22 protein-coding genes are annotated in these 20,718 nt (G+C 65.4%); 11 read left to right on the top strand and 11 right to left on the bottom strand.

Features of this window, described 5'->3' with window-relative positions; translation table 11 throughout:
• Positions 1–18 precede the first annotated feature (18 nt).
• The 5 genes from panB to secG all read right to left on the bottom strand — a co-directional run bounded on the left by panB (position 19) and on the right by secG (position 6,617).
• A complete protein-coding gene (gene panB / locus U1737_RS14440) occupies positions 19–879 on the bottom strand; it encodes a 3-methyl-2-oxobutanoate hydroxymethyltransferase (RefSeq protein ID WP_248523149.1) in 861 nt (286 codons plus the stop codon).
• A 63-nt stretch (positions 880–942) separates the two neighbouring features.
• Positions 943–1,377: a hypothetical protein gene (locus tag U1737_RS14435; protein ID WP_332797248.1), complete on the bottom strand. Its 435-nt coding sequence runs from the start codon at positions 1,375–1,377 to the stop codon at positions 943–945.
• Between the two features lie 297 nt (positions 1,378–1,674).
• The gene (locus tag U1737_RS14430; protein WP_332797247.1) at positions 1,675–4,101 is read right to left on the bottom strand and encodes a TonB-dependent receptor; all 2,427 of its coding nucleotides are present in this window, start codon (positions 4,099–4,101) and stop codon (positions 1,675–1,677) included.
• A 401-nt stretch (positions 4,102–4,502) separates the two neighbouring features.
• Positions 4,503–6,137: a CTP synthase gene (gene pyrG, locus U1737_RS14425; protein ID WP_332797246.1), complete on the bottom strand. Its 1,635-nt coding sequence runs from the start codon at positions 6,135–6,137 to the stop codon at positions 4,503–4,505.
• Positions 6,138–6,221: 84 nt separating this feature from the next.
• Complete coding sequence (gene secG / locus U1737_RS14420; protein ID WP_332746268.1) at positions 6,222–6,617, bottom strand: preprotein translocase subunit SecG; 396 nt, start codon at positions 6,615–6,617, stop codon at positions 6,222–6,224.
• A gap of 234 nt (positions 6,618–6,851) precedes the next feature.
• Between secG and U1737_RS14415 the strand changes: the two genes are divergently transcribed.
• From U1737_RS14415 to eda, 8 genes are all read left to right on the top strand, one after another.
• The gene (locus U1737_RS14415; RefSeq protein ID WP_132897785.1) at positions 6,852–7,181 is read left to right on the top strand and encodes a MarR family transcriptional regulator; all 330 of its coding nucleotides are present in this window, start codon (positions 6,852–6,854) and stop codon (positions 7,179–7,181) included.
• Entirely contained in the window at positions 7,108–7,527 is a 420-nt protein-coding gene (locus tag U1737_RS14410; RefSeq protein WP_332797245.1) for an SH3 domain-containing protein, read from the top strand. The genes U1737_RS14415 and U1737_RS14410 overlap by 74 nt, the downstream gene beginning before the upstream one ends.
• A complete protein-coding gene (gene argC, locus U1737_RS14405; RefSeq protein ID WP_332797244.1) occupies positions 7,524–8,447 on the top strand; it encodes an N-acetyl-gamma-glutamyl-phosphate reductase in 924 nt (307 codons plus the stop codon). Before U1737_RS14410 ends, argC begins: the two co-directional genes overlap by 4 nt.
• A 43-nt stretch (positions 8,448–8,490) precedes the next feature.
• Positions 8,491–9,954, top strand: a complete 1,464-nt coding sequence (gene zwf / locus U1737_RS14400; RefSeq protein WP_132739127.1) for a glucose-6-phosphate dehydrogenase — start codon at positions 8,491–8,493, stop codon at positions 9,952–9,954.
• A 103-nt stretch (positions 9,955–10,057) separates the two neighbouring features.
• Positions 10,058–10,762 carry a 6-phosphogluconolactonase gene (gene pgl, locus U1737_RS14395; RefSeq protein WP_132739130.1) on the top strand — a complete coding sequence of 235 codons (705 nt, stop codon included), beginning with the start codon at positions 10,058–10,060 and terminating at the stop codon, positions 10,760–10,762.
• A 2-nt stretch (positions 10,763–10,764) separates the two neighbouring features.
• Positions 10,765–12,579: a phosphogluconate dehydratase gene (gene edd / locus U1737_RS14390; protein ID WP_332797243.1), complete on the top strand. Its 1,815-nt coding sequence runs from the start codon at positions 10,765–10,767 to the stop codon at positions 12,577–12,579.
• A gap of 149 nt (positions 12,580–12,728) precedes the next feature.
• A complete protein-coding gene (gene glk, locus U1737_RS14385; RefSeq protein ID WP_132739136.1) occupies positions 12,729–13,697 on the top strand; it encodes a glucokinase in 969 nt (322 codons plus the stop codon).
• Entirely contained in the window at positions 13,694–14,314 is a 621-nt protein-coding gene (gene eda, locus U1737_RS14380; protein WP_332797242.1) for a bifunctional 4-hydroxy-2-oxoglutarate aldolase/2-dehydro-3-deoxy-phosphogluconate aldolase, read from the top strand. Before glk ends, eda begins: the two co-directional genes overlap by 4 nt.
• Positions 14,315–14,419: 105 nt before the next feature.
• Here the strand turns inward: eda and mltG are convergent, their stop codons facing one another.
• The 6 genes from mltG to fabD form a co-directional block, all read right to left on the bottom strand.
• Entirely contained in the window at positions 14,420–15,388 is a 969-nt protein-coding gene (gene mltG, locus U1737_RS14375; RefSeq protein WP_332797241.1) for an endolytic transglycosylase MltG, read from the bottom strand.
• Positions 15,389–15,460: 72 nt separating this feature from the next.
• Positions 15,461–16,723 (bottom strand): beta-ketoacyl-ACP synthase II, encoded by a 1,263-nt coding sequence (fabF, locus tag U1737_RS14370; RefSeq protein ID WP_060526942.1) that lies wholly within the window; start codon positions 16,721–16,723, stop codon positions 15,461–15,463.
• Positions 16,724–16,844: 121 nt separating this feature from the next.
• A complete protein-coding gene (locus U1737_RS14365) occupies positions 16,845–17,081 on the bottom strand; it encodes an acyl carrier protein (RefSeq protein ID WP_031393971.1) in 237 nt (78 codons plus the stop codon).
• 77 nt (positions 17,082–17,158) lie between these two features.
• Positions 17,159–17,896 (bottom strand): 3-oxoacyl-[acyl-carrier-protein] reductase, encoded by a 738-nt coding sequence (fabG, locus tag U1737_RS14360; RefSeq protein ID WP_248523131.1) that lies wholly within the window; start codon positions 17,894–17,896, stop codon positions 17,159–17,161.
• A 12-nt stretch (positions 17,897–17,908) separates the two neighbouring features.
• Complete coding sequence (locus U1737_RS14355; RefSeq protein ID WP_248523129.1) at positions 17,909–18,328, bottom strand: GxxExxY protein; 420 nt, start codon at positions 18,326–18,328, stop codon at positions 17,909–17,911.
• A 34-nt stretch (positions 18,329–18,362) separates the two neighbouring features.
• Positions 18,363–19,322, bottom strand: coding sequence for an ACP S-malonyltransferase (fabD, locus tag U1737_RS14350; RefSeq protein WP_332797240.1), 960 nt, complete (start codon positions 19,320–19,322; stop codon positions 18,363–18,365).
• A 209-nt stretch (positions 19,323–19,531) separates the two neighbouring features.
• On the opposite strand from fabD, the gene U1737_RS14345 reads away from it, so the two are divergent.
• The 3 genes from U1737_RS14345 to rpsR all read left to right on the top strand — a co-directional run bounded on the left by U1737_RS14345 (position 19,532) and on the right by rpsR (position 20,712).
• A complete protein-coding gene (locus U1737_RS14345) occupies positions 19,532–19,891 on the top strand; it encodes an RcnB family protein (protein WP_248523126.1) in 360 nt (119 codons plus the stop codon).
• A 159-nt stretch (positions 19,892–20,050) separates the two neighbouring features.
• Complete coding sequence (gene rpsF / locus U1737_RS14340; protein WP_056050884.1) at positions 20,051–20,485, top strand: 30S ribosomal protein S6; 435 nt, start codon at positions 20,051–20,053, stop codon at positions 20,483–20,485.
• Positions 20,486–20,487: 2 nt separating this feature from the next.
• Positions 20,488–20,712 (top strand): 30S ribosomal protein S18, encoded by a 225-nt coding sequence (rpsR, locus tag U1737_RS14335; protein ID WP_031393978.1) that lies wholly within the window; start codon positions 20,488–20,490, stop codon positions 20,710–20,712.
• The last annotated feature ends 6 nt before the right edge of the window (positions 20,713–20,718 follow it).

The raw sequence follows: 20,718 nt of genomic DNA, 5'->3' as shown, positions 1-20,718 counted from the left end.
GACCGAAACGGAAGCGGATCAATCCTTGGGCACGTAGACCTGCTCGGGCCCCGGGAATGTGCGCGATCGGACATCGTCCGCATAGGTCTGCGTCGCGGACGAAATGGTGTCGGCGATGTCGGCGAACCGCTTCACGAACTTCGCGGTACGCTCGAACATGCCGAGCATGTCTTCGGTTACCAGCACCTGGCCGTCGCACTGCGCCGAGGCACCGATGCCGATCGTCGGGCACGCGATGGTGTTGGTGATCTCGATCGCGATCGGCTCGACCACGCCCTCGATCACGAGTGCGAAGGCGCCTGCCTCGGCGATGTGCTGCGCGTCGGCGACGATCTTGGCGGCTTCCTCGGGCGTGCGACCGCGGGCGCCATAGCCCCCGAGCACGTTCACCGCCTGCGGCGTGAGGCCGACATGACCCATCACCGGGATACCCCGCTCGGTCAGAAACTTGACGGTCGGCGCCATCGCGGTGCCGCCCTCGAGCTTCACCGCCGCCGCGCCGGTCTGCTTGAGCAAGAACGCCGCGCTCTCGAACGCCTTTTCGGGCGACGCCTCATAGCTGCCGAACGGCATGTCGATGACGACGACCGCGTGATAGCTGCCCCGCACCACCGCCGCGCCGTGGGCGGCCATCATTTCCAGCGTGACGGGCACGGTCGACGGCAGGCCGTAGATCACCTGCCCCAGGCTGTCGCCGACGAGCAGCATGTCGCAGTGCGGATCGAGCAGTTGCGCCGTACGAACCGTGTAGGCGGTGAGCATGACGAGCGGCGTCTTGCCCTTTTGGCGGCGGATCGCGGGGATCGTCAGCCGCTTCAGCGGGGCTGGCGTGGGGTTTGCGCGACTCGTCGCGGTGTCGAGGGTGTAAGTCGTGGACATGGCGATGCTAGTAGCGCGCGCGTCGGGGCTCGCCCAGCCTTCGGATCATTGGCCCGGGGGCGATCAAACCGCCCATCCCTTCTGCCGGGCATGGCCGACGAGCCAGAGCGTGAACGCCGCGATCCCGACGACGACCAGGGGCAATCCGAGCGTTTCGCCGGCGCCCTTGCGCGCGACGATATCGGTCGATGCGAACAGCCAGCCGAACTGTACGATCGTGGCACCCAGCGATGCGATCAGGAACGGGCGGGCGCTGGCACGGCGCATGAACAGCAGCACGGCGCCGATCAGTCCGGCCAGCACCGCGACGGCGAACAGCGGAACGTACCAGTTGGGCAGGGCCGCATAGAGTGCCCGGTCATAGGCACTCGCCCTCCCCACGGCATCGGCGCCGAGCCGCACCTGTTGCAGGAACATGAAGCAGCCGATGAGCGCCCAGGCGACCAAGGCGCCCGTGGTCAGACGAAACCACAATGGCCCCTGTCGTACGAAGAACATGCCGCCACCCTTGTTAACCCGGCCCGATGGGCCTGCGCCTATTGCTTTAGATCAACAGACTGCGCTTCGAAGGGGCTGCGTGCAAGGGGATGGCATCGGACGCACGTCGAGACAGCGTAAGCATGTCGATTGCGCCGAACCGGAGAGACATCGGGAGCTTCCGACTGCGATGCCTCTCCGGGCCGTATCCCGCTCTATAAAACGTCAAACCTGAACGCGCCGTGACGATCAGGGGGCGACGATCAGGGGGCGACGATCGGGGGGCGACGATAAGGTGTGACGATCAGGGCGTGACGATCAGAACGACCGCGAGACGGTCAGGCCATAGGTGCGCGGATCACCGGGCTGGCCGACGATCAGGCCGGTGCTGCCCGACTGGAGCGCGAGCACTTCGTAATAGTTCTCGTCGAACGCGTTGCGGAGCCAGCCGAAGACGTTCCAGCTGTCCTTCGCTTTGAACCCGAGGCGGAAGTTGCTGAGCGCGTAGCCGTTAATGTCGGTATAGGCCGAGCGCGACGGGTTGGACGAGAAGGTCGACCGGTAGCTGCGGTCATAACCGAGATAGACCTGGCCATCGAGGCCGCCAAGCGTTGCCGGCAGGTCATATTCCGCCCCGTACGAGAACGCCCATTTCGACACGCCGGGCAGGCGCTGGCCGGAGATGTCGCAATTCTGCGGGCTGATCCCGCCGGCGGTGCCGGGTGCGCTCGGCGTCTGGCTGGCGGTCGCGGTGGTGCCGCCGGAAAGTTCGGGCGGGCATGGCGCATCGACGAACTTCACGTATTTCGCGTCGGTGTAGGCGCCGTTCGCGTAGACACTGAACCGGTCGGTGGGGCGGAACGCCGAGTCGAATTCGAGACCGCGGGTGCGGACCTTGCCGGCATTGGCGAGATAGCCGCGCAGCACGCCGAGCTGGCCGTTGGTGACGGTTGCCTGGTAATCGCTGATTTCGGTCCAGAAGCCGGCGAGGTTCAGCGTCAGCCGGCGATCCAGGAACTGGGTTTTCAGGCCAAGCTCGAAATGGTTCACTTTTTCGGGCTTTACCGTCGCGGCGGACAGGATCGGGTTGTTGCTGGCGTCGAGCGGCAGGCCGGACAGGTTGATCCCGCCCGATTTGTAGCTGCGTGCGTAGGTCGCATAGGCGTGGATGTCTGACGTTACGGTGTAGGCCGCCGTGATATCCCCCGACAGGTTCCAGTTGTCGAAATCGGGCTGATAGCTCTGCGGCGCGAGCACGCCGCGCTGGTCCGCGGTCAGCGCCGTGCCCGTGCCGTTGGTGACGACCGAGACATAGTCGCCCTTCTTCTTGTCGTAGTTCAAACGCAGGCCCGGCGCGATCTGGAACCGGTCGCTGACGTTCCAGGTCAGCTTGCCGAACAGCGCCGCGCTGGTGTTTTTGAAGCCGATCGTGTTGCGTGCGGTCAGGCCGTTTAACGTCGCCGGATTGCGCCCGCCCGCGCTGGTCGGATTGAGCAGGAACGCACTCGCCGCCGGACCCTGCACCTGAAGCCCTTGGGTATCGATCGTCTGGTAGAAATAGAACGCACCGAGCACGTAATCGAGCGTGTGCTTGCCGTTCGAGGCGATCCGCAGTTCCTGGCTATACTGCGCCTGCTGTGACGGATTGGCGGAGACGGTGGTGATCGGCAGGCCGATGAAGTCGCGATCGTTCGACGGATCCCAGTTCCAGAACCGCCACGCGCTGACCGAGGTGATCGTCGACGCGCCGAGGTCCAGATTGCCGAGCAGCGATACGCCGCCCAATTCCTGCCTCGCGCGGAGCGGCGTATCGACGTCGGTCACCCGGTCGAACGCGTTGGTGGACGGCACGACATAACCCTGCGCGGCGGCGAGTGCAGCATATTGCCGGTTGAGCGGCCGCTGGGTCGCGCCGGTGCGCGCGTAATATTGCACGCAGCAATTCGGGTTCTGCTGGCCATAATCGCCCGACAGAGCGAGATCGAGATTGTCGGTCGGCTTCCAGTAGAGCTGCCCGCGGATGCTCTTATTGTCCTGCGCATTCAGATCTTTGCCGGTCACGACGTTGTGGATCGTGCCGTCACGTTCGGTCACAGATGCCGACAGCCGGATCGCGAGCGTGTCGGGGATCAGCGGCCCCGACACCGAGGCCTTGGCCTGGATGAACTGGTGGTTGCCCGTGGTGAGTTCGATCCGCGCCTCGGGCGTGAAGCTGGGCTTGCGCGTCGTGATGTTGATCGCGCCGGCGGTAGTATTCTTGCCGTAGAGCGTGCCCTGGGGCCCGCGGAGGACTTCGATCCGCTCGGTATCGGTGAAGTCGAACGTCGCCGAGGCGATCCGGCTGTAATAGACCTGGTCGACATAGATGCCGACGCCCTGCTCGATCCCGTCGTTGGTCAGGCCGAACGGCGCGCCGAGGCCGCGAATGTTGGCGGCGGAATTGCGTGGGTTGGTGGAGTAGAATTGCAGCGTCGGCTGGAGTTGTGTGAGGCGGCTGACATTGTACGCGCCGGTCTCCGCCAGCGCGGTGCCGCCGATCACCGACATCGCGATCGGAACGGTCTGGATGGTCTCTGCGCGACGGCGTGCGGTGACGACGATATCGCCGCCACCCTGTTGCTGATTGCCGAGACGGCCATTGGCCGGCTCGGGCGCCTGATCCGCGGCGGGCGTCTGGGGGGTGACCGATGGCGGCGTGACGGTAGCGGCCTGACCGGCGAGCAACAGCGCGAGCGTAAGCGACATGAATTTTTTCCCCTGAACCTCGGCGGACAAAGTCTACCGATTTGGGGGATATTCAATGCGAGCTTGTCTTTGGGGGCGGAAAGCGCGGCTTCGCGGCGCTCGTGCCAGGCTTAAAAAGAGACGAAGCTAAGTGAAGTCTGTCACCCCGGACTGGTTCCGGGGGCCACGGTTCCGCGAACTCACGACTCTCGACTGTGCGGAGCCCTGGGTGCCGGAACGAGCCCGGCATGACGGAGGGAAACAAGGCGGGGCTTGCTTAACACTGGCTGCGATCCTGCCCCGCCAGGGGGAGGTGTCTGGCCCTTGCCAGACGGAGGGGGAGGTAAGGGTAACGGCTGTTCCGTATCCTCCCCCTCCGTCACCTTCGGTGCCACCTCCCCCTGGCGGGGGAGGATCGAAGGTCAGACCAGGCGGCTCTGTTTCACCGCGGCTTCGATGAAGCTGGCGAACAGCGGATGCGGGTCGAAGGGCTTGGACTTGAGTTCCGGGTGGAACTGGACGCCGACGAACCAGGGATGATCCGGACGTTCGACGATCTCGGGCAGCGTGCCGTCTGGGGACATGCCGGAGAAGACGAGGCCGCCCTGCTCGAGCGCTTCCTTATACCCGGTGTTGACCTCGTAACGGTGACGATGGCGCTCCGAGATTTCGGTGCCCCCATAGATCGAGGCCACCACGCTGTTGCCGGTGAGCTTCGCGTCATACGCGCCGAGCCGCATCGTGCCGCCCATGTCGCCCTCGGCCGCACGCGTTTCGAGGCCTTCGCGGCCCATCCACTCGGTGATCATGCCGACCACCGGCTCGTCGGTCGGGCCGAACTCGGTTGACGACGCATTGGGGATGCCGCCGAGATCACGCGCACCCTCGACGCAGGCCATCTGCATGCCGAAGCAAATGCCGAAATACGGGATCTTCCGCTCGCGCGCGAACTTGACCGACGCGATCTTGCCCTCCGCACCACGTTCGCCGAACGCGCCGGGGACAAGGATCGCATCGCATGGTTCCAATTGTCCGGCGATGTCGCTTTCGGCATTCTCGAACAGCTCGGCGTCGATCCAGCGGACGTTGACCTTCACGCGATTCGCGATGCCGCCGTGGACCAGCGCCTCGTTGAGCGACTTGTACGCGTCCTGGAGGCCGACATATTTGCCGACCACGCCGATCGTGACTTCGCCCTGCGGGTTGGTCAGTCGGTCCATGATCTCGGTCCAGCGCGACAGGTCGGGCGCCTCGGCGGGTTCGATCCCGAACGCGCGGAGCACTTCAATGTCGAGGCCTTCGCCGTGATACTGAAGCGGCACCGCGTAGATGCTCTTCGCGTCGAGCGCGGGGATGACCGCGCTGGCCGGCACGTTGCAGAACAACGCGATCTTGGCGCGCTCCGACGGCGGCAGCGGGTGTTCGCAGCGGCAGACGAGGACGTCAGGCTGCACGCCCAAGGCGGCAAGTTCGCGGACCGAATGCTGGGTCGGCTTGGTCTTCAGTTCGCCCGCGGCGGCGATGTACGGCACCAGCGTCACGTGGATGCTGATCGCGTTGCCGCGACCTTCCTCGTTCTTGAGCTGGCGAATCGCTTCGATGAACGGGAGCGATTCGATATCGCCGACGGTGCCGCCGATCTCGCAGAGGATGAAATCGATGCCGTCGGTCTCGGCGCGGGCGAACGCCTTGATCGCGTCGGTGACGTGCGGGATGACCTGCACGGTGGCGCCGAGATAATCGCCGCGACGCTCGCGGGTGATGATCTGCTGATAGATGCGGCCGCTCGTCACGTTGTCCGACTGGCGCGAGGGAACGCCGGTGAAGCGCTCGTAATGGCCGAGGTCGAGATCGGTCTCGGCGCCGTCGTCGGTGACGTAGACCTCGCCGTGCTGATACGGCGACATCGTGCCCGGATCGACGTTAAGATACGGATCGAACTTCCGAATCCTGACGGTATATCCGCGTGCCTGGAGGAGAGCGGCAAGCGATGCCGCCATGAGACCTTTACCGAGCGACGAAACCACGCCCCCGGTGATGAAAATGTACCGAGCCATGGGAAGAGTCTCGTAGCGTGTGTTGGGGACGAACGACAAGAGCCCCGCGGTTCACGCAGGGTCATTTGTCGGCGAATGGAGTGTTTAGTTGGCTAGCGGGACCGCGCCGTTATCGGCCGGCGTGGTCGTGCCGGCGGGGACCCCGGCGTTTTCTGCGCCACCGGCGAACGGTGCAGCGTCGCCCTTTGGCTGCGCGGTCGGAACGGCGGTTGCCGCCGCCGGAGTACGCGCGAGCGACGTGTCGATGGTGGTGGTGCGGTGATTCGCCGCGAGGACCGCGAGCAGGATCGAGAACAGCACGAACATCGTCGCCAGGACGCCGGTCGCGCGGGTCAGGAAATCGGCCGCGCCGCGGGCCGACATCAGGCCGGACGGGCTACCGCCCATGCCAAGACCGCCGCCTTCCGACCGCTGCATGAGGATCACCGTGACGAGGGCGGCCGCGATGATCGCGTGGATGACGAGCAGAAAGGCGAACATTGCGCGGAAAACCCCGGAACTTTTGCGAAGGCGCGCACATAGGCGACACCGAGGTTTCGATCAACCGCAACACGGGCTCCGCATATCGCAAGCCAATCGCAAAACGACGGAAACATGACGTCCGGGGGGCGTTGTGACCCCGTAATGACGCTCATGACTGGGTATCGTGCATATAAATTCAGATGGCGGATCAACGCTGTGGCATCAATGGCAGCCAATACCTTATCGACCTGGATGACCGCTCTGGTGGATTATGTCCGCTCGGGTGAACCCGATCTGACCAATCGTCAGATGGCATTGCTACTGCTCGTCTACCTCAAACCGGGGCCGCACACGGTGCGCGGCCTTGCCCGTGCGCTGAACGTATCGAAGCCGGTCGTCACGCGCGCCTTGAACAGATTGGGTGCCCTCGGCTATCTGCGCCGGCAACGCGACGACAGCGACAAGCGCAACATCTTCGTCGCGCGCACCACCGAAGGGGCAGATTTTCTTGAAGAGTTCGGGCAATTCATCGGCGACGGCCCCGCCCCAGCCGGCTCCAACGGTCACGCCGCTCACGCTTGAGCCGTTCGACGACAAGGCCCGGACCAGCTTCGCGCTGACGGGCCGTTCGGTCGAGCTCGACCCGCGCACACACGCCGTTCGCCGCGATATCGCCGATATTCGCCTCGCCGAATACGTATTCGCTCCACACTATGCGGTGCCGATGATACGTCCCGTCGCGCGCACAGCTTTGTTGCGCAGCGGACGAGACGAAGCGAGCGATACGATGGTCGACCTCAAGCCTGGCGACAGTTTCGAAGTGCTGGAGATTGCCGGCGTTTCCGCATGGGGCGTTGCGCGTCCGAGCGGGCTGGTCGGCTATGTCAAGGCGGCGGCACTCGACCTTTCGACGACTGACGCTGCATGACCACGGTCTTCATCGACGGCGCGGTCGGCACCACCGGTCTCGAAATCCGCGAACGACTTTCGGGTCGGACCGACATCACGCTGGCGTTGTTGTCGGAAGATCGGCGCAAGGATCCTGCGGCGCGGCGGGAGGCACTGAACGACGCCGATTTCGTCATCCTCTGCCTGCCCGACGACGCGTCGCGCGAAGCCGTCACGTTGATCGACAATGACCGCACCCGAGTCATCGATGCATCGAGCGCACACCGCGTAGCCGCTGGCTGGACTTACGGCTTCCCCGAATTGCCGGGGCAGGCGAAGAAGGTGGCGACCGCGATGCGCGTGTCGAACCCTGGTTGCTATCCGACCGGCTTCCTCGCGCTCGTCGCGCCATTGGTCGGCGCCGGGCTTATCCCCGCCGACCTCCCACTCAGCGTCAACGCGACCTCGGGCTATTCGGGTGGCGGCAAGGCCATGATCGCCGCGTTCGAGAATGGCGAGCCCGCGACGGCGTTCCGCGCCTACGCGCTAGGCCTCGCGCACAAGCATATCGCCGAGATGACGCAGCATGCGGGCCTCACCCATGCGCCTATCTTCGCACCTGCCGTGGCGAACACCTATCGCGGGATGGTCGTCGAGGTACCGTTGCATCTGCACGCCCTGCCCGGCCGCCCGTCGCTCACGGCGATCGAAGACGTGCTGCGCGCGGCGTTCGATGGCTCGAAGCTCGTCTCGGTCGCCCCCGGCGATATCGGCACGGTCGATATCGAGGAGAATGCGGGGACCGATCGGCTGACGCTGCGGGTCTGCGGCAACGATGCGGTCGGCCATGCAAGGCTGGTCGCGACGCTCGACAATCTGGGCAAGGGCGCCGGCGGCGCCGGGGTCCAGAACCTCAACATCATGGCCGGGGTCGACCCGGTCGCCGGCCTCGTTTTCTAAGATCCGCGTTTTCTAAAGAAACCGGCTAGTTCCAGGAGCTTTCATGCACCGTAATCCCGTAGCCAAGCTGCTCCTGTTCGGCGCGACCGGCGATCTCGCGCAGCGCATGCTGCTGCCGTCGCTCTATGGCCTGCACGCCGACGGCCTGCTACCCGAAGAACTGACGATCACCGGCGCCGCGCGTCACGAGCATGACGACAAGGATTACCGCAAGTTCGCCAAGAAGGCGCTCGACGAGTTCCTGCCCGAGGATCGCAAGGACGAGAGCGCGATCGGGACGTTCCTCGACCGGCTATTCTATCAGGCGACCGATCTGTCAGACCCCGCCGCGTTCCAGCCGCTGGCGGACAAGATCGGCGATATCTCCGGCGGCCTCGCAATCTACCTCTCGACCGCGCCGTCGCTGTTCGAATCGGCGATCGAAGGGCTGCACAAGGTCGGCCTCGCCGGCGAAACGGTCCGTGTCGGACTCGAGAAGCCGCTCGGCTACGACCTCGACACCAGCCGCGAGATCAACGACGCGGTGGCGAAGGCCTTCCCCGAGGACCGGACCTATCGAATCGACCATTATCTCGGCAAGGAAACCGTCCAGAACATCCTCGCGCTGCGCTTCGGCAACTCATTCTTCGAGCCGGTGTGGAACGCGCAGGGGATCGACAACGTCCAGATCACGATCTCGGAGACGGTCGGGCTGGAGGAGCGCGCCGGTTATTACGAGAGCGCCGGCGCGCTGCGCGACATGGTCCAGAACCATATGCTGCAACTGCTCGCGCTGATCGCGATGGAGCCGCCCGCACGCTTCGAGGGCACCGACGTCCGCGACGAAAAGTCGAAGGTTTTCCGCTCGCTGCGCCTGATCAAGCCCGAGGAAGTGCCGAACGTCACGGTCACCGGCCAGTACGGCGAAGGCGCGGTCAAGGGGAAGTTCGTCAAGAGCTACTCCGACGAACTCGGCGAGGCCTCGAACACCGAGACGTTTGTCGCGATCAAGGCGCATGTCGACAATTGGCGCTGGCGCGGCGTGCCCTTCTATCTGCGCACCGGCAAGCGCATGGCCGCGCGCCGCAGCGAGATCGCGATCCAGTTCAAGTCGGTGCCGCATTCGATGTTCGCCGGGCGCGGCGGGCTGTTGCAGCCCAACATGCTGATCATCCGCCTCCAGCCGGAGGAATATGTCCAGCTGCTGGTGATGGCGAAGGAGCCGGGTCTTGACCGCGACGGCGTCCGCCTGCGCGAAGTGCCGCTGAACCTCAGCATGGACGCCGAGTTCGCCGGCACGCGTCGGCGGATCGCGTATGAACGCCTGCTGCTCGATCTGATCGAGGGCGACCAGACGCTGTTCGTGCGCCGCGACGAGGTCGAGGCGCAATGGACCTGGATCGACGCGATCCGCGAGGGCTGGAAGGCCAACGCGATGAAGCCCAAAAGCTATGCGTCGGGCAGCTGGGGTCCGTCCGCCGCGATCGCGCTGACCGAACGCGATGGCGTGACCTGGCAGGACGACTAACCGTCACCCCGGACTTGTTCCGGGGTCCACCGTGCAACATGAGCGCGGTGAGTTTGGATAAGTGGATGCCGGAACAAGTCCGGCATGACGAATGGATTGATATATGACCGAAATCGAATGGTGGGATTACGAGGATTCCGATGAGCTCGCCAACGCAGTCGCGGGCGATATCCAATTCGTCATCGAAAGTGCACTCGACGCACGCGGCTCGGCGGTGATCGCGCTCGCGGGCGGCAAGACGCCGTTCGCGGCATATGAGAAGCTCGCGCAGGCGAAGCTCGACTGGAAGAAGGTCACGATCATCCCCGGCGACGAGCGTATCGTGAAGCTCGGCGATCCGCTGTCGAACGTCACCGCGCTGGCGAAGATCTTCCTCCCCAAGGGCGCGCGCGTGAAGCCGATCGTTCCCGAGGCGATGTCGGACTACAAGGCTGCCGGTCGCTCGGCGGATGCGCTGATGCAGGACCTGCACTGGCCGCTCGACTTCTGCCTGCTCGGCATGGGCGGCGACGGGCATACCGCGTCGATCTTCCCCGGCCCCGATTACGACGAGGCGCTGAGCGGTCCGAAGGAACGTCGCGCGCTGGGCGTGATGCCCGATCCGCTGCCGCCCGAGGCGCCGCTGGCGCGCGTGACGCTGTCGGCGGCGGCTATCGCATCGTCGAAGGCACTGATGATCATGATCACCGGCGACGCGAAAAAGAAGGTGCTGGAGCAGGCGATCGAACAGGGGCCGTCGTCGTCCTATCCGATCGGCCGCGTGCTCGCTGAAGTCGAGCTGCCAGTCGACGTGCACTGGGCGCCGTGACGATGCTCAACGCCGTCGTCTCCGCGGTCACCGACCGGATCATCGAACGCTCGCGCGACAGCCGCGCCGCGTATCTCGCGCTGATCGAGCGCGAGGCGGCGGCGCAGGTCCGGCGCCCCGGCCTCGGCTGTGCGAACCTCGCGCATGCCTATGCCGGGACCGAGGAGGACCGCGACGCGATGAAGGCCGATGCCGGCATGAACATCGGCATCGTCACTGCGTATAACGACATGCTGTCGGCCCACGCCGTCTATTATCGCTACCCCGAGCTGATGAAAATCTGGGCACGCGAGGCCGGCGCGACCGCGCAGGTCGCGGGCGGCGTGCCGGCGATGTGCGACGGCGTGACGCAGGGCTATCCGGGCATGGAGCTGTCGCTGTTCAGCCGCGACACGATCGCGCTGAGCACCGCGATTGCGCTGTCTCATGGTACGTTCGAGGGTGCCGCGTTGCTCGGCATCTGCGACAAGATCGTCCCCGGTTTGCTCATGGGCGCGCTGCGGTTCGGGCATCTGCCGATGGTGCTGATTCCCGGTGGACCGATGCCGACCGGGCTGCCGAACAAGGCCAAGGCCGCGGTTCGCGAGAAGTTCGCTGAGGGGCTGGTCGGGCGCGACGAACTGCTCGAGGCCGAGATCGGCGCGTATCATTCGAAGGGCACGTGCACCTTCTATGGCACGGCCAACACCAACCAGATGATGATGGAGGTCATGGGCCTCCACATGCCCGGCGCGGCGTTCGTCAATCCAGGCACCAAGCTGCGCCAGGAACTGACGCGGGCGGCGGTGCACCGCTTGGCGAAGATCGGCGCGCGCGGCGATTCGTATCGGCCGCTCGGGCATTGCGTCGACGAGAAGGCGATCGTGAACGCCGCGGTCGGCCTGCTCGCGACCGGTGGCTCGACCAACCATCTGCTCCATGTGCCAGCGATCGCTCGCGCGGCGGGGATCATCATCGACTGGGAGGATTTCGACCGCCTCTCTTGCGCGGTCCCGCTGATCGCGCGCGTGTATCCCAACGGCTCGGCGGACGTGAACGCGTTCGAGGCGGCGGGCGGCATGCCCTATGTGATCCGCGAACTGCTCGGCGAAGGTCTGCTCCACGGCGATATCATGACGATCGGCGGCGACGACCTGTCGGCGTACGCGAAGACCGCGGTCGTCGAGGGCGACACGCTCGCCTGGCGCGATACGCCCGATAGCGGCGACGAGACGATCCTGCGCCCTGCCACTGCGCCGTTTTCTCCGGACGGCGGGATGCGGATCCTCGCGGGCAATATCGGCCGGGCGTGCATCAAGGTGTCTGCGGTCGAGCGCGAGCGGTGGATCGTCGAGGCGCCTGCGATGGTGTTCGACGACCAGCTCGATGTGATCGAGGCGTTCAAGCGCGGCGAACTGGAGCGCGACGTCGTCGTCGTCGTCCGCTTCCAGGGGCCGCGCGCGAACGGCATGCCGGAATTGCACAAGCTGACACCGCCGCTGGGCGTGTTGCAGAATCGCGGGTTCAAGGTGGCGCTGGTCACGGACGGCCGCATGTCGGGCGCGAGCGGCAAGGTGCCGTGCGCGATCCATTGCTCGCCCGAGGCGCTGCTCGACGGCGCGATCGGGTTGATCCGGGATGGCGACATGATCCGGGTGGATGCGGTCAATGGAACGCTGGAGGCGATGGTCGATGCGGATGTATGGGCCACGCGCCAGATGGAGGCAACGCCGCCGCCGGTGAGCGGCATGGGTCGTGAGCTGTTCGGCATGTTCCGCGGGCTGGCCGACGAGGCCGAGAAGGGCGCGTCGGCGATGCTGGCGGGCGCTGGGCTTTAAAACGCATCTCACACGCCGCCGTCGCCTCAGCCACACCCCCGTCATCCCGGCGAAAGCCGGGACCTCGCGCCACGGGGACGGACTATGCGGCCTGAGATCCCAGCTTTCGCTGGGATGACGGGGAACAATAATAACGGACGGAGGATGACATGGAAATCGTAGCGGCAGATATCGGCGGGACGCATGCGCGCTTCGCGATCGCCGAGGTCGAGAATGGCCGCGTCGTGTCGCTCGGCGAGCCGGCGACGCTCAAGACCGCGGACCACGCGTCGCTCCAGACCGCGTACCAGGCGTTCGAGGCGGGGCTCGGCCGCCCCCTCCCCCGCGCGCTCGCGATCGCGGTCGCGTCGCCGGTCGCGAACGACGTCATCCGGCTCACCAACAACCCGTGGATCATCCGCAAGTCGCTGATCACCGAGCGGCTGAAGGCGGACCAGTGGGTGGTCGTCAACGATTTCGGCGCGGTCGGCCATGCCGTCGCGCAGGTGCCGAGCAGCGACTTCATCCACCTCTGCGGCCCCGATACGCCGCTGCCCTCCGAGGGCATCACGACGATTTGCGGCCCCGGCACCGGGCTCGGTGTCGCGCAGTTGCTGCGCCGGAAAAACGGCTATCAGGTCCTCGAAACCGAGGGCGGGCATATGGACTTCGCCCCACTCGACGGGATCGAGGACGCGTTGCTGAGCCGCCTGCGGAAGACTTTCACGCGCGTCTCCGCCGAGCGCGTTGTCGCTGGGCCGGGCATCGTCGCGATCTACGAGACGCTTGCCGCGCTGGAGGGCCGCGCGGTTCCCAGCCATGACGACAAGACGATCTGGACCGAGGCGATCGACGGCACCGATTCGATCGCACTCGCCGCGCTCGACCGCTTCTGCCTCGCGCTCGGCGCGGTCGCGGGCGATTTAGCGCTCGCACAGGGCGCCAAGGCGGTCGTGATCGCCGGCGGCCTGGGCTTCCGGATCAAGGATCGCCTCATTCGGTCGGGCTTCGACCAGCGCTTCGTCGCCAAGGGCCGCTTCCAGGGCATGATGGCGGCGATGCCCGTCAAGCTCATCACCCATCCCCAGCCCGGCCTGTTCGGCGCCGCGGCCGCCTTCGCACAGGAACACACCCAATGACCGTCACCCCCTCGCCCACAATTGCAGACATCATGCAGACCAGCGCCGTCATCCCGGTGCTGGTGATCGAAGACGCGGCGCTCGCCCGTCCGCTCGCCGAGGCGCTCGTCGCCGGCGGCCTGCGCGTGCTCGAAGTGACGTTGCGCACCGGTGCCGCGCTTGAGGCGATCGCCGAGATGAAGAAGGTGCCGGGCGCGATCGTCGGTGCCGGTACCGTCGTCAACACGCAGCAGTTCGCGCAGGTCCGCGATGCGGGCGCGGAGTTCATCGTCTCGCCGGGGCTGACCGAACGCCTCGCCATGCCGATCATCGAGAGCGGTATTCCGTTCCTGCCGGGGATCGCCAATGCGGCGGATATCATGATCGGGCTCGACCTGGGTCTGACGCACTTCAAGTTCTTCCCGGCCGAGGCGAATGGCGGGTTGAAGGCGCTGAAGGCATTGGCCGCGCCGTTCTATCAGTGCAGCTTCTGCCCGACCGGCGGGATCACCGAAGCGAGCGCGCCCGAGTGGCTGGCGTTCAAGCCGGTGCTCTGCGTGGGCGGGAGCTGGGTGACCGGCGGGACGATGGCCGAGATCGAGATCAAGGCACGCGCGGCGAACGCGTTGCGGGCCTAGTCGTCATCCCAGCGAAAGCTGGGATCTCGTGCCATACATTCCGTCCCTGCCGCATGAGATCCCAGCTTTCGCTGGGATGACGAGTGTGTGTCGGAACGCCTCGCCCTACATCTCGCCGCGGGCTTTGCGGATGGCGTACCATTTCTTCACGTTGGCGTTGTGTTCGGCCAGCGTGTTGGCGAACACGTGGCCGCCGGTGCCGTCTGCTACGAAGTAGAGCGCTTGCGTCTGCGCCGGGTCGAGCACCGCGTCGATCGAGGCGCGGCCGGGGTTGGCGATCGGGCCGACCGGCAGGCCGGCTTCGGCATAGGTGTTGTAGCCGTTCTTCGCATGCAGCTCGGACCGCAGGATGCGGCGGCCTAGCGGGCGGCCCTTGGTAATCGGGTAGATCACGGTGGGATCAGCCTGAAGCGGCATGCCGTTGCGCAGGCGATTGCCGTAGACCGCGGCGACGGTGCGGCGTTCGGAGGGCTTGCCGGTTTCCTTCTCGACGATCGAGGCGAGGATGATCGCCTGTTCGGGCGAGCTCACCGCGATACCGGGTTTGCGCGCCGCCCATGCCTTGGCGAGGTAGGTCTTCATCGCCGCCTGCATCCGCGTGACGACCGATGCGCGGGTGTCGCCGGCCTGGAAGGCGTAGCTGTCGGGGAGGATCGAGCCTTCCGCCGGGACGGGCACGGTGCCGGTCAGACCGTCGGCCTTTATCAGCGCGTCGTGGACAAGGACCGAGGGATAGCCTTCGGGGACGACGACGAGGCGCTGGACGACCTTGCCGCCCTGCATCAGCTTGAGGATGTCGGACTGGCTGGTTTGCGGCGCGATGCGGTATTCGCCGGCCTTGATCGGATCGCCCGAGCCGAACACCCGCGCGTAAAGGCGAAAACGTCGGGCCGAGGGGATCGCGCCGGCCTTTTCGAGTTCGGTGGCAGCACCGGCCAGCGTGCTGCCTTCGCCGATCTGCACGGTCAGCGTGCGAGGGGCTGGGCCTGCGCCGCCCCAGCCCTGGACGACCAGGAACAGCGCGACAACTGCCGCCAGGCCTAAGACGAGTCCGAAACAGCCGACCTTGCGCATCACTACCTCTTGTTCTCCCGCGAAGGCGGGAGCCCAGTCTGGGCCCCCGCCTTCGCGGGGGAACAAACTTATTTAGCGGACCTTCGTCATCACCAGCGAGGCATTCGTGCCGCCGAAGCCGAACGAGTTGTTCAGTACCGCACGCACTTCACGCTTCTTTGCGACATGCGGGACGAGGTCGACGCCCACGCAGCTATCGCTCGGATTGTCGAGGTTCAGCGTCGGGGGCACGATCTGGTCGCGCAGCGCGAGGATGCAGAAGATGCTCTCGACCGCACCGGCACCGCCGAGCAGATGGCCGATCGCCGACTTGGTCGACGACATCGACAGACCCGAGATCGCATCGCCGAACAGGCGACGGACCGCACCGAGTTCCAGCTCGTCACCGAGTGGCGTCGAGGTGCCGTGCGCGTTGATGTAATCGATGTCCTCGAGCGCGAGGCCCGACTTCTTGATCGCCATCTGCATCGAGCGGAACGCGCCGTCGCCTTCGGGATGCGGTGCCGTCACGTGGTACGCGTCGCCCGACAGGCCGTAGCCGATCACCTCGGCATACATCTTCGCGCCGCGTGCCTTGGCGTGCTCGTACTCCTCGAGCACCAGCACACCGGCGCCCTCGCCCATTACGAAGCCGTCGCGATCCTTGTCGTAGGGACGCGAGGCCTTTTCGGGCGAATCGTTGAAGTTGGTCGACAGCGCGCGGGCCTGCGCGAACCCGGCGATGCCGAGCGGGCAGACGGTGCCCTCCGCGCCGCCCGCAAGCATCACGTCGGCGTCATCCATCGCGATCATCCGCGCGGCGTCGCCGATCGCATGCGCGCCGGTCGAGCAGGCGGTGACGACCGCGTGATTCGGACCGCGCAGGCCGTATTTGATGGAGACCTGGCCCGAGATCAGGTTGATCAGGCGACCATGGACGAAGTGCGGCGAGACGCGGCGCGGGCCCTTGGTGTGGAGCACGATCGATTCGCTTTCGATCCCCGGAAGCCCGCCGATGCCCGAGCCGATCGAGACGCCGGCACGCCAGCTCTCTTCCAGCGTCATCTCGGTCAACCCGGCGTCTTCCAGAGCCTGGCCGGCGGCGTCGATGCCGTAGATGATGAACGGATCGACCTGGCGCTGAACCTTGTGGTCGACGCGCTTGCCGGGGTCGAAGCCATATTCGTGGTCGGCGGGCTTCACCTCGCAGGCGATGCGGCACACCTGATCCGACGCGTCGAAGCGCGTGATCGGGCCCGCGCCCGACTTGCCGGCGAGGATATTCGCCCAGGCCGTTTCAACATCCGCCCCCAGGGGGGTGACCAGGCCTAGCCCGGTTACGACGACACGCCGCATGGCTTCAAACTCCGTCTGCTCTCAAAACGAAACGGCTCCCCGCCCTCTTTGCCCAAGGACGGGGAGCCGCTCAAATCACACCCTTCAGGGCAGGTCCAAAGGTTTGAACCCTAGACCCTGATCAGGCCTTGTGCTCGTCGATATAGGTGATCGCATCCTTGACGGTTGCGATCTTCTCGGCGGCATCATCGGGGATCTCGACACCGAATTCTTCCTCGAACGCCATGACGAGTTCGACGATGTCGAGGCTGTCTGCGCCCAGGTCGTCGATGAAGCTCGCGTCCTCGGTCACCTTGTCGGCTTCGACGCCGAGATGCTCGACGACGATCTTCTTCACGCGGTCAGCGGTCTCGCTCATGGTAGTTCCCTCTTCAAATCTGGGGGTTTTCGGTAATTCCTGAACGCACCTAGAACGCGGCAGTTCAGCGCGCAAGTTCAGATCATCGCCATCCCACCGTTCACGTGCACGGTTTGTCCCGTGACGTAGCCGGCTTCACGGCTTGCCAGATACACGATCGCCGCGCCGATGTCTGCGCCTTCGCCGAGGCGACCGGCCGGAATCCTGGTCGTCAGCGCGGTCTTCTGCGCCTCGGGCAGCGCGTCGGTCATCGGCGAGGTGATGAAGCCGGGCGCGACGCAGTTTACGGTAATGCCGCGGCTGGCGAGCTCCTGCGCCATCGATTTCGACATGCCGATCAGGCCGGCCTTCGACGCGGCGTAGTTGGCCTGGCCGGGATTGCCGGTGACGCCGACGATCGAGGTGACCGAGATCATCCGGCCGAAGCGCGCCTTCATCATCGGCTTGGCGGCGGCGCGCATGAGGCGGAACGCGGCTTCGAGATTGACGCGGATGACGCTGTCCCACTCGTCGTCCTTCATCCGCATCGCGAGATTGTCGCGGGTGACGCCGGCGTTGTTGACGAGGATGTCGAGCTTGCCGAGCTTCTCCACCGCCTGAGGCACGAGCGCGTCGACTGCGGCTGCGTCGGAGAGGTTGCAGGGGAGCGCGACGTGGTCGCCTTTCAGGGTGGCGCGGAAGGCTTCGAGCTTGTCGGCGTTGGAGCCGGATACGGCGAGGCGCGCACCTTGGGCGGCTAGGGCCTTGGCGATCTCGGACCCAATCCCGCCGGATGCCCCGGTGACGAGGGCGGTCATGCCTGTGAGGTCGAACATTTTAACTCCGATCTAGATTTGTTCGCGCAGAGGCGCGGAGGACGCAGAGGGGCGGTAGTTGTTGACGAGGCGGCGGACGCCTTCTTTTAGGGTTGCGCCACCGAAGTTGATAAGCAGCCCGACGGGCTGTTTGGTCAGTCTGAGATAGGTCAGCAATTGCTTGGCGTGGACGGGAAGGACGCACTCGACCGATTTGATCTCGACGACCAAACGGTCGTCAACAAGCAGATCGATCCGGAACGCTGCCTCGAAGCGCAAGCCTTCGAACTCGATATCGATCGATCGTTGCCGCGCCACAGTGTAGCCCATTGCAACCAATCGACCGGCAAGGACTGCTTCATAAACGCTTTCCAGTAGCCCTGGCCCAAGATCTCGATGCAGTCGCAGAGCGACATTCAGGACGTCGCCGCTAACCACATCGATATCTTTCATGGGCTCTGCGTCCTCTGCGCCTCTGCGCGAAAATCTACAGTACCTTAATCAACGCCTCGATGTCGTCCATCGTGATGACGCTGGTCGTCTCGACGTCGGGGGTGATGCGCTTGACCATCGGGCTGAGCACCTTGCCGCCGAATTCGACGAAGTGGCCGACGCCCGCCGTATGCATGGCCAGCACTGATTCGCGCCAGCGGACCATGCCGGTGACCTGTTGCACCAACAGGTGACGGATCGCGCCGGGGTCGGCGACGGCGACCGCGTCGACGTTGGCGAAGACCGGGACCAGCGGCGCGCGGAGGTCGGCGTCGAGGAGGGCGGCTTCCATCGCTTCGGCGGCGGGTTGCATCAGGGGGCAGTGGAAGGGGGCGGAGACGGGCAACAATACCGCGCGCTTGGCGCCGAGGTCCTTGGCCAGCGTGATCGCCTTTTCGATGGCGAGGCGGTGGCCGGAGATGACGACCTGCGACGGGTCGTTGTCGTTGGCGACGGTGCAGATCAGGTCGGGGCCGCCTTCCGCGAGAATCGCGTCGACTGCGGCGCCGGCGATCAGCTGCGCCTTTTCGAGGTCGGTGCCGAGCAACGCGGCCATCGCGCCCTCGCCTACCGGAACGGCGGCCTGCATTGCGCGGCCGCGGAGTTTCAGGAGGCGCGCGGTGGTCGACAGGTCGAGTGCCCCTGCTGCGCACAGGGCGGTATATTCGCCGAGGCTGTGGCCGGCTACGTAGTCGGCCTTGTCGGCGAGGCGGAGGCCGCCTTCCTTCTCGGCGACGCGCAAGGTGGCGATCGCGTTCGCCATGATCGCGGGCTGCGCGTTCTCGGTGAGGAGCAGGTCGTCGGCGGGCCCTTCGCTCATCAGGCGGAACAGATGCTGGCCGAGCGCCTCGTCGACTTCGGCGAAGACCTCGCGGGCGGTGGCACTGGCGTCGGCGAGCGCCTTGCCCATGCCGACAGACTGGCTCCCCTGGCCGGGGAAGATGAACGCGCGCATGACCTCTCCTCTGTGTTCGGTCTTCGTTTGAGCGCGGGGCCTATAAAGGTGCGGGCTGAGTTGCAACTGCGCGAACCTGAACGAAGCCCATGCGTTTGCGACAAATGGCGACCATTTCGCGCAGGCTGCGACATGCACCTGCGACAATCGGGTCCCAGATTAGTGATGACGCCGCACAACGGCGCCGTGTTTCAAACGGGAGATTACCCATGAAGAAGTTCATCCTCAGCGCGCTTGCCGCCACCCTCGTCGCCAGCCCGCTGCTCGCCGCCGCCCCGGCCGAAGCGCAGCAGCGCCGCGAAGTGACCACCGTGCGCCAGAACAACAACGGCCGCACCGTCGTCACCAGGAAGACCGTCGCCCGCCCGAACCAGTATCGCAACTGGCGCGCTGGTCAGCGCTTCGATCGCCGCTATGCGCAGAACTATCGCGTCATCACGACGTACCGGAACTACCGTCTCGCCGCCCCGCCGCGTGGCAGCCAGTGGGTCCGCTCGGGCAACGACGCGATCCTGATCAACGCCCGCGGCAATGTGGTCCAGGTTCGTGGCGGCGCGTTTCGCCGGTAACGCCCACACCAACCTTGCCTTTGCCGGGTAATCGGCTAAGGCCACTGCAACCGGGGGGAGAGATTCGCGTCTCTCGCCCCTGTTTGCATTCTAGACGACAGCCGGAGGGGTGCACGCATGGGGCGTGTATCAGCGATCGGCCAAGACGAAGGACAAGACATGGCTCTTTACGAGCACGTGTTCCTTGCGCGCCAGGATCTGGCACAAGCGCAGGTGGACGCACTGGCGGAAATCGCCACCAAGATCGTGAACGACAACGAAGGTCGGGTCGTAAAGACCGAGAACTGGGGCCTGCGTTCGCTGGCGTACAAGATCGCCAAGAACCGCAAGGCGCACTATGTCATGCTCGAGATCGATGCCCCGGGCAGCGTGATCGCAGAGCTGGAGCGCCAGACCCAGATCAACGAAGACATCATCCGTTACATGACGGTCAAGGTCGACACCCTCGAAGAGGGCCCAACCGTGATGATGCGCAAGCAGGATCGTGACCGCGAGCGTCGTGGCGACCGTGAAGGTGGCCGCGAGGGCCGTCCCGATCGTGGCGATCGTCCGGACCGTGGTCCCCGTCGTGACCGCGAAGAGGGAGCTGAATAATCATGGCACGTCCATTCTTCCGCCGCCGCAAGAGCTGCCCGTTCTCCGCCAAAGACGCTCCCCGGATCGACTATAAGGACGTCCGGTTGCTGCAGGGCTTCGTGTCCGAGCGTGGCAAGATCGTCCCGTCGCGTATCACTTCGGTGGCCGCAAAGAAGCAGCGCGAACTGGCCCAGGCCATCAAGCGTGCGCGTCATCTGGGCTTGCTGCCCTACATCGTTAAGTAAGGACAC

The organism is Sphingomonas fucosidasi, from assembly GCF_036663855.1.
Lineage (GTDB): Bacteria > Pseudomonadota > Alphaproteobacteria > Sphingomonadales > Sphingomonadaceae > Sphingomonas > Sphingomonas faeni_B.
Note: the sequence above shows the minus strand (reverse complement) of the source record. Positions and strands in the feature narration are given on the sequence as shown.

Excerpts from the sequence above, each read along its gene's own strand:
- panB (WP_248523149.1), bottom strand. The coding sequence starts at position 879 with ATGTCCACGACTTACACCCTCGACACCGCGACGAGTCGCGCAAACCCC.
- U1737_RS14435 (WP_332797248.1), bottom strand. The coding sequence starts at position 1,377 with ATGTTCTTCGTACGACAGGGGCCATTGTGGTTTCGTCTGACCACGGGC.
- U1737_RS14430 (WP_332797247.1), bottom strand. The coding sequence starts at position 4,101 with ATGTCGCTTACGCTCGCGCTGTTGCTCGCCGGTCAGGCCGCTACCGTC.
- pyrG (WP_332797246.1), bottom strand. The coding sequence starts at position 6,137 with ATGGCTCGGTACATTTTCATCACCGGGGGCGTGGTTTCGTCGCTCGGT.
- secG (WP_332746268.1), bottom strand. The coding sequence starts at position 6,617 with ATGTTCGCCTTTCTGCTCGTCATCCACGCGATCATCGCGGCCGCCCTC.
- U1737_RS14415 (WP_132897785.1), top strand. The coding sequence starts at position 6,852 with ATGACCGCTCTGGTGGATTATGTCCGCTCGGGTGAACCCGATCTGACC.
- argC (WP_332797244.1), top strand. The coding sequence starts at position 7,524 with ATGACCACGGTCTTCATCGACGGCGCGGTCGGCACCACCGGTCTCGAA.
- zwf (WP_132739127.1), top strand. The coding sequence starts at position 8,491 with ATGCACCGTAATCCCGTAGCCAAGCTGCTCCTGTTCGGCGCGACCGGC.
- pgl (WP_132739130.1), top strand. The coding sequence starts at position 10,058 with ATGACCGAAATCGAATGGTGGGATTACGAGGATTCCGATGAGCTCGCC.
- edd (WP_332797243.1), top strand. The coding sequence starts at position 10,765 with ATGCTCAACGCCGTCGTCTCCGCGGTCACCGACCGGATCATCGAACGC.
- glk (WP_132739136.1), top strand. The coding sequence starts at position 12,729 with ATGGAAATCGTAGCGGCAGATATCGGCGGGACGCATGCGCGCTTCGCG.
- eda (WP_332797242.1), top strand. The coding sequence starts at position 13,694 with ATGACCGTCACCCCCTCGCCCACAATTGCAGACATCATGCAGACCAGC.
- mltG (WP_332797241.1), bottom strand. The coding sequence starts at position 15,388 with ATGCGCAAGGTCGGCTGTTTCGGACTCGTCTTAGGCCTGGCGGCAGTT.
- fabF (WP_060526942.1), bottom strand. The coding sequence starts at position 16,723 with ATGCGGCGTGTCGTCGTAACCGGGCTAGGCCTGGTCACCCCCCTGGGG.
- U1737_RS14365 (WP_031393971.1), bottom strand. The coding sequence starts at position 17,081 with ATGAGCGAGACCGCTGACCGCGTGAAGAAGATCGTCGTCGAGCATCTC.
- fabG (WP_248523131.1), bottom strand. The coding sequence starts at position 17,896 with ATGTTCGACCTCACAGGCATGACCGCCCTCGTCACCGGGGCATCCGGC.
- U1737_RS14355 (WP_248523129.1), bottom strand. The coding sequence starts at position 18,328 with ATGAAAGATATCGATGTGGTTAGCGGCGACGTCCTGAATGTCGCTCTG.
- fabD (WP_332797240.1), bottom strand. The coding sequence starts at position 19,322 with ATGCGCGCGTTCATCTTCCCCGGCCAGGGGAGCCAGTCTGTCGGCATG.
- U1737_RS14345 (WP_248523126.1), top strand. The coding sequence starts at position 19,532 with ATGAAGAAGTTCATCCTCAGCGCGCTTGCCGCCACCCTCGTCGCCAGC.
- rpsF (WP_056050884.1), top strand. The coding sequence starts at position 20,051 with ATGGCTCTTTACGAGCACGTGTTCCTTGCGCGCCAGGATCTGGCACAA.
- rpsR (WP_031393978.1), top strand. The coding sequence starts at position 20,488 with ATGGCACGTCCATTCTTCCGCCGCCGCAAGAGCTGCCCGTTCTCCGCC.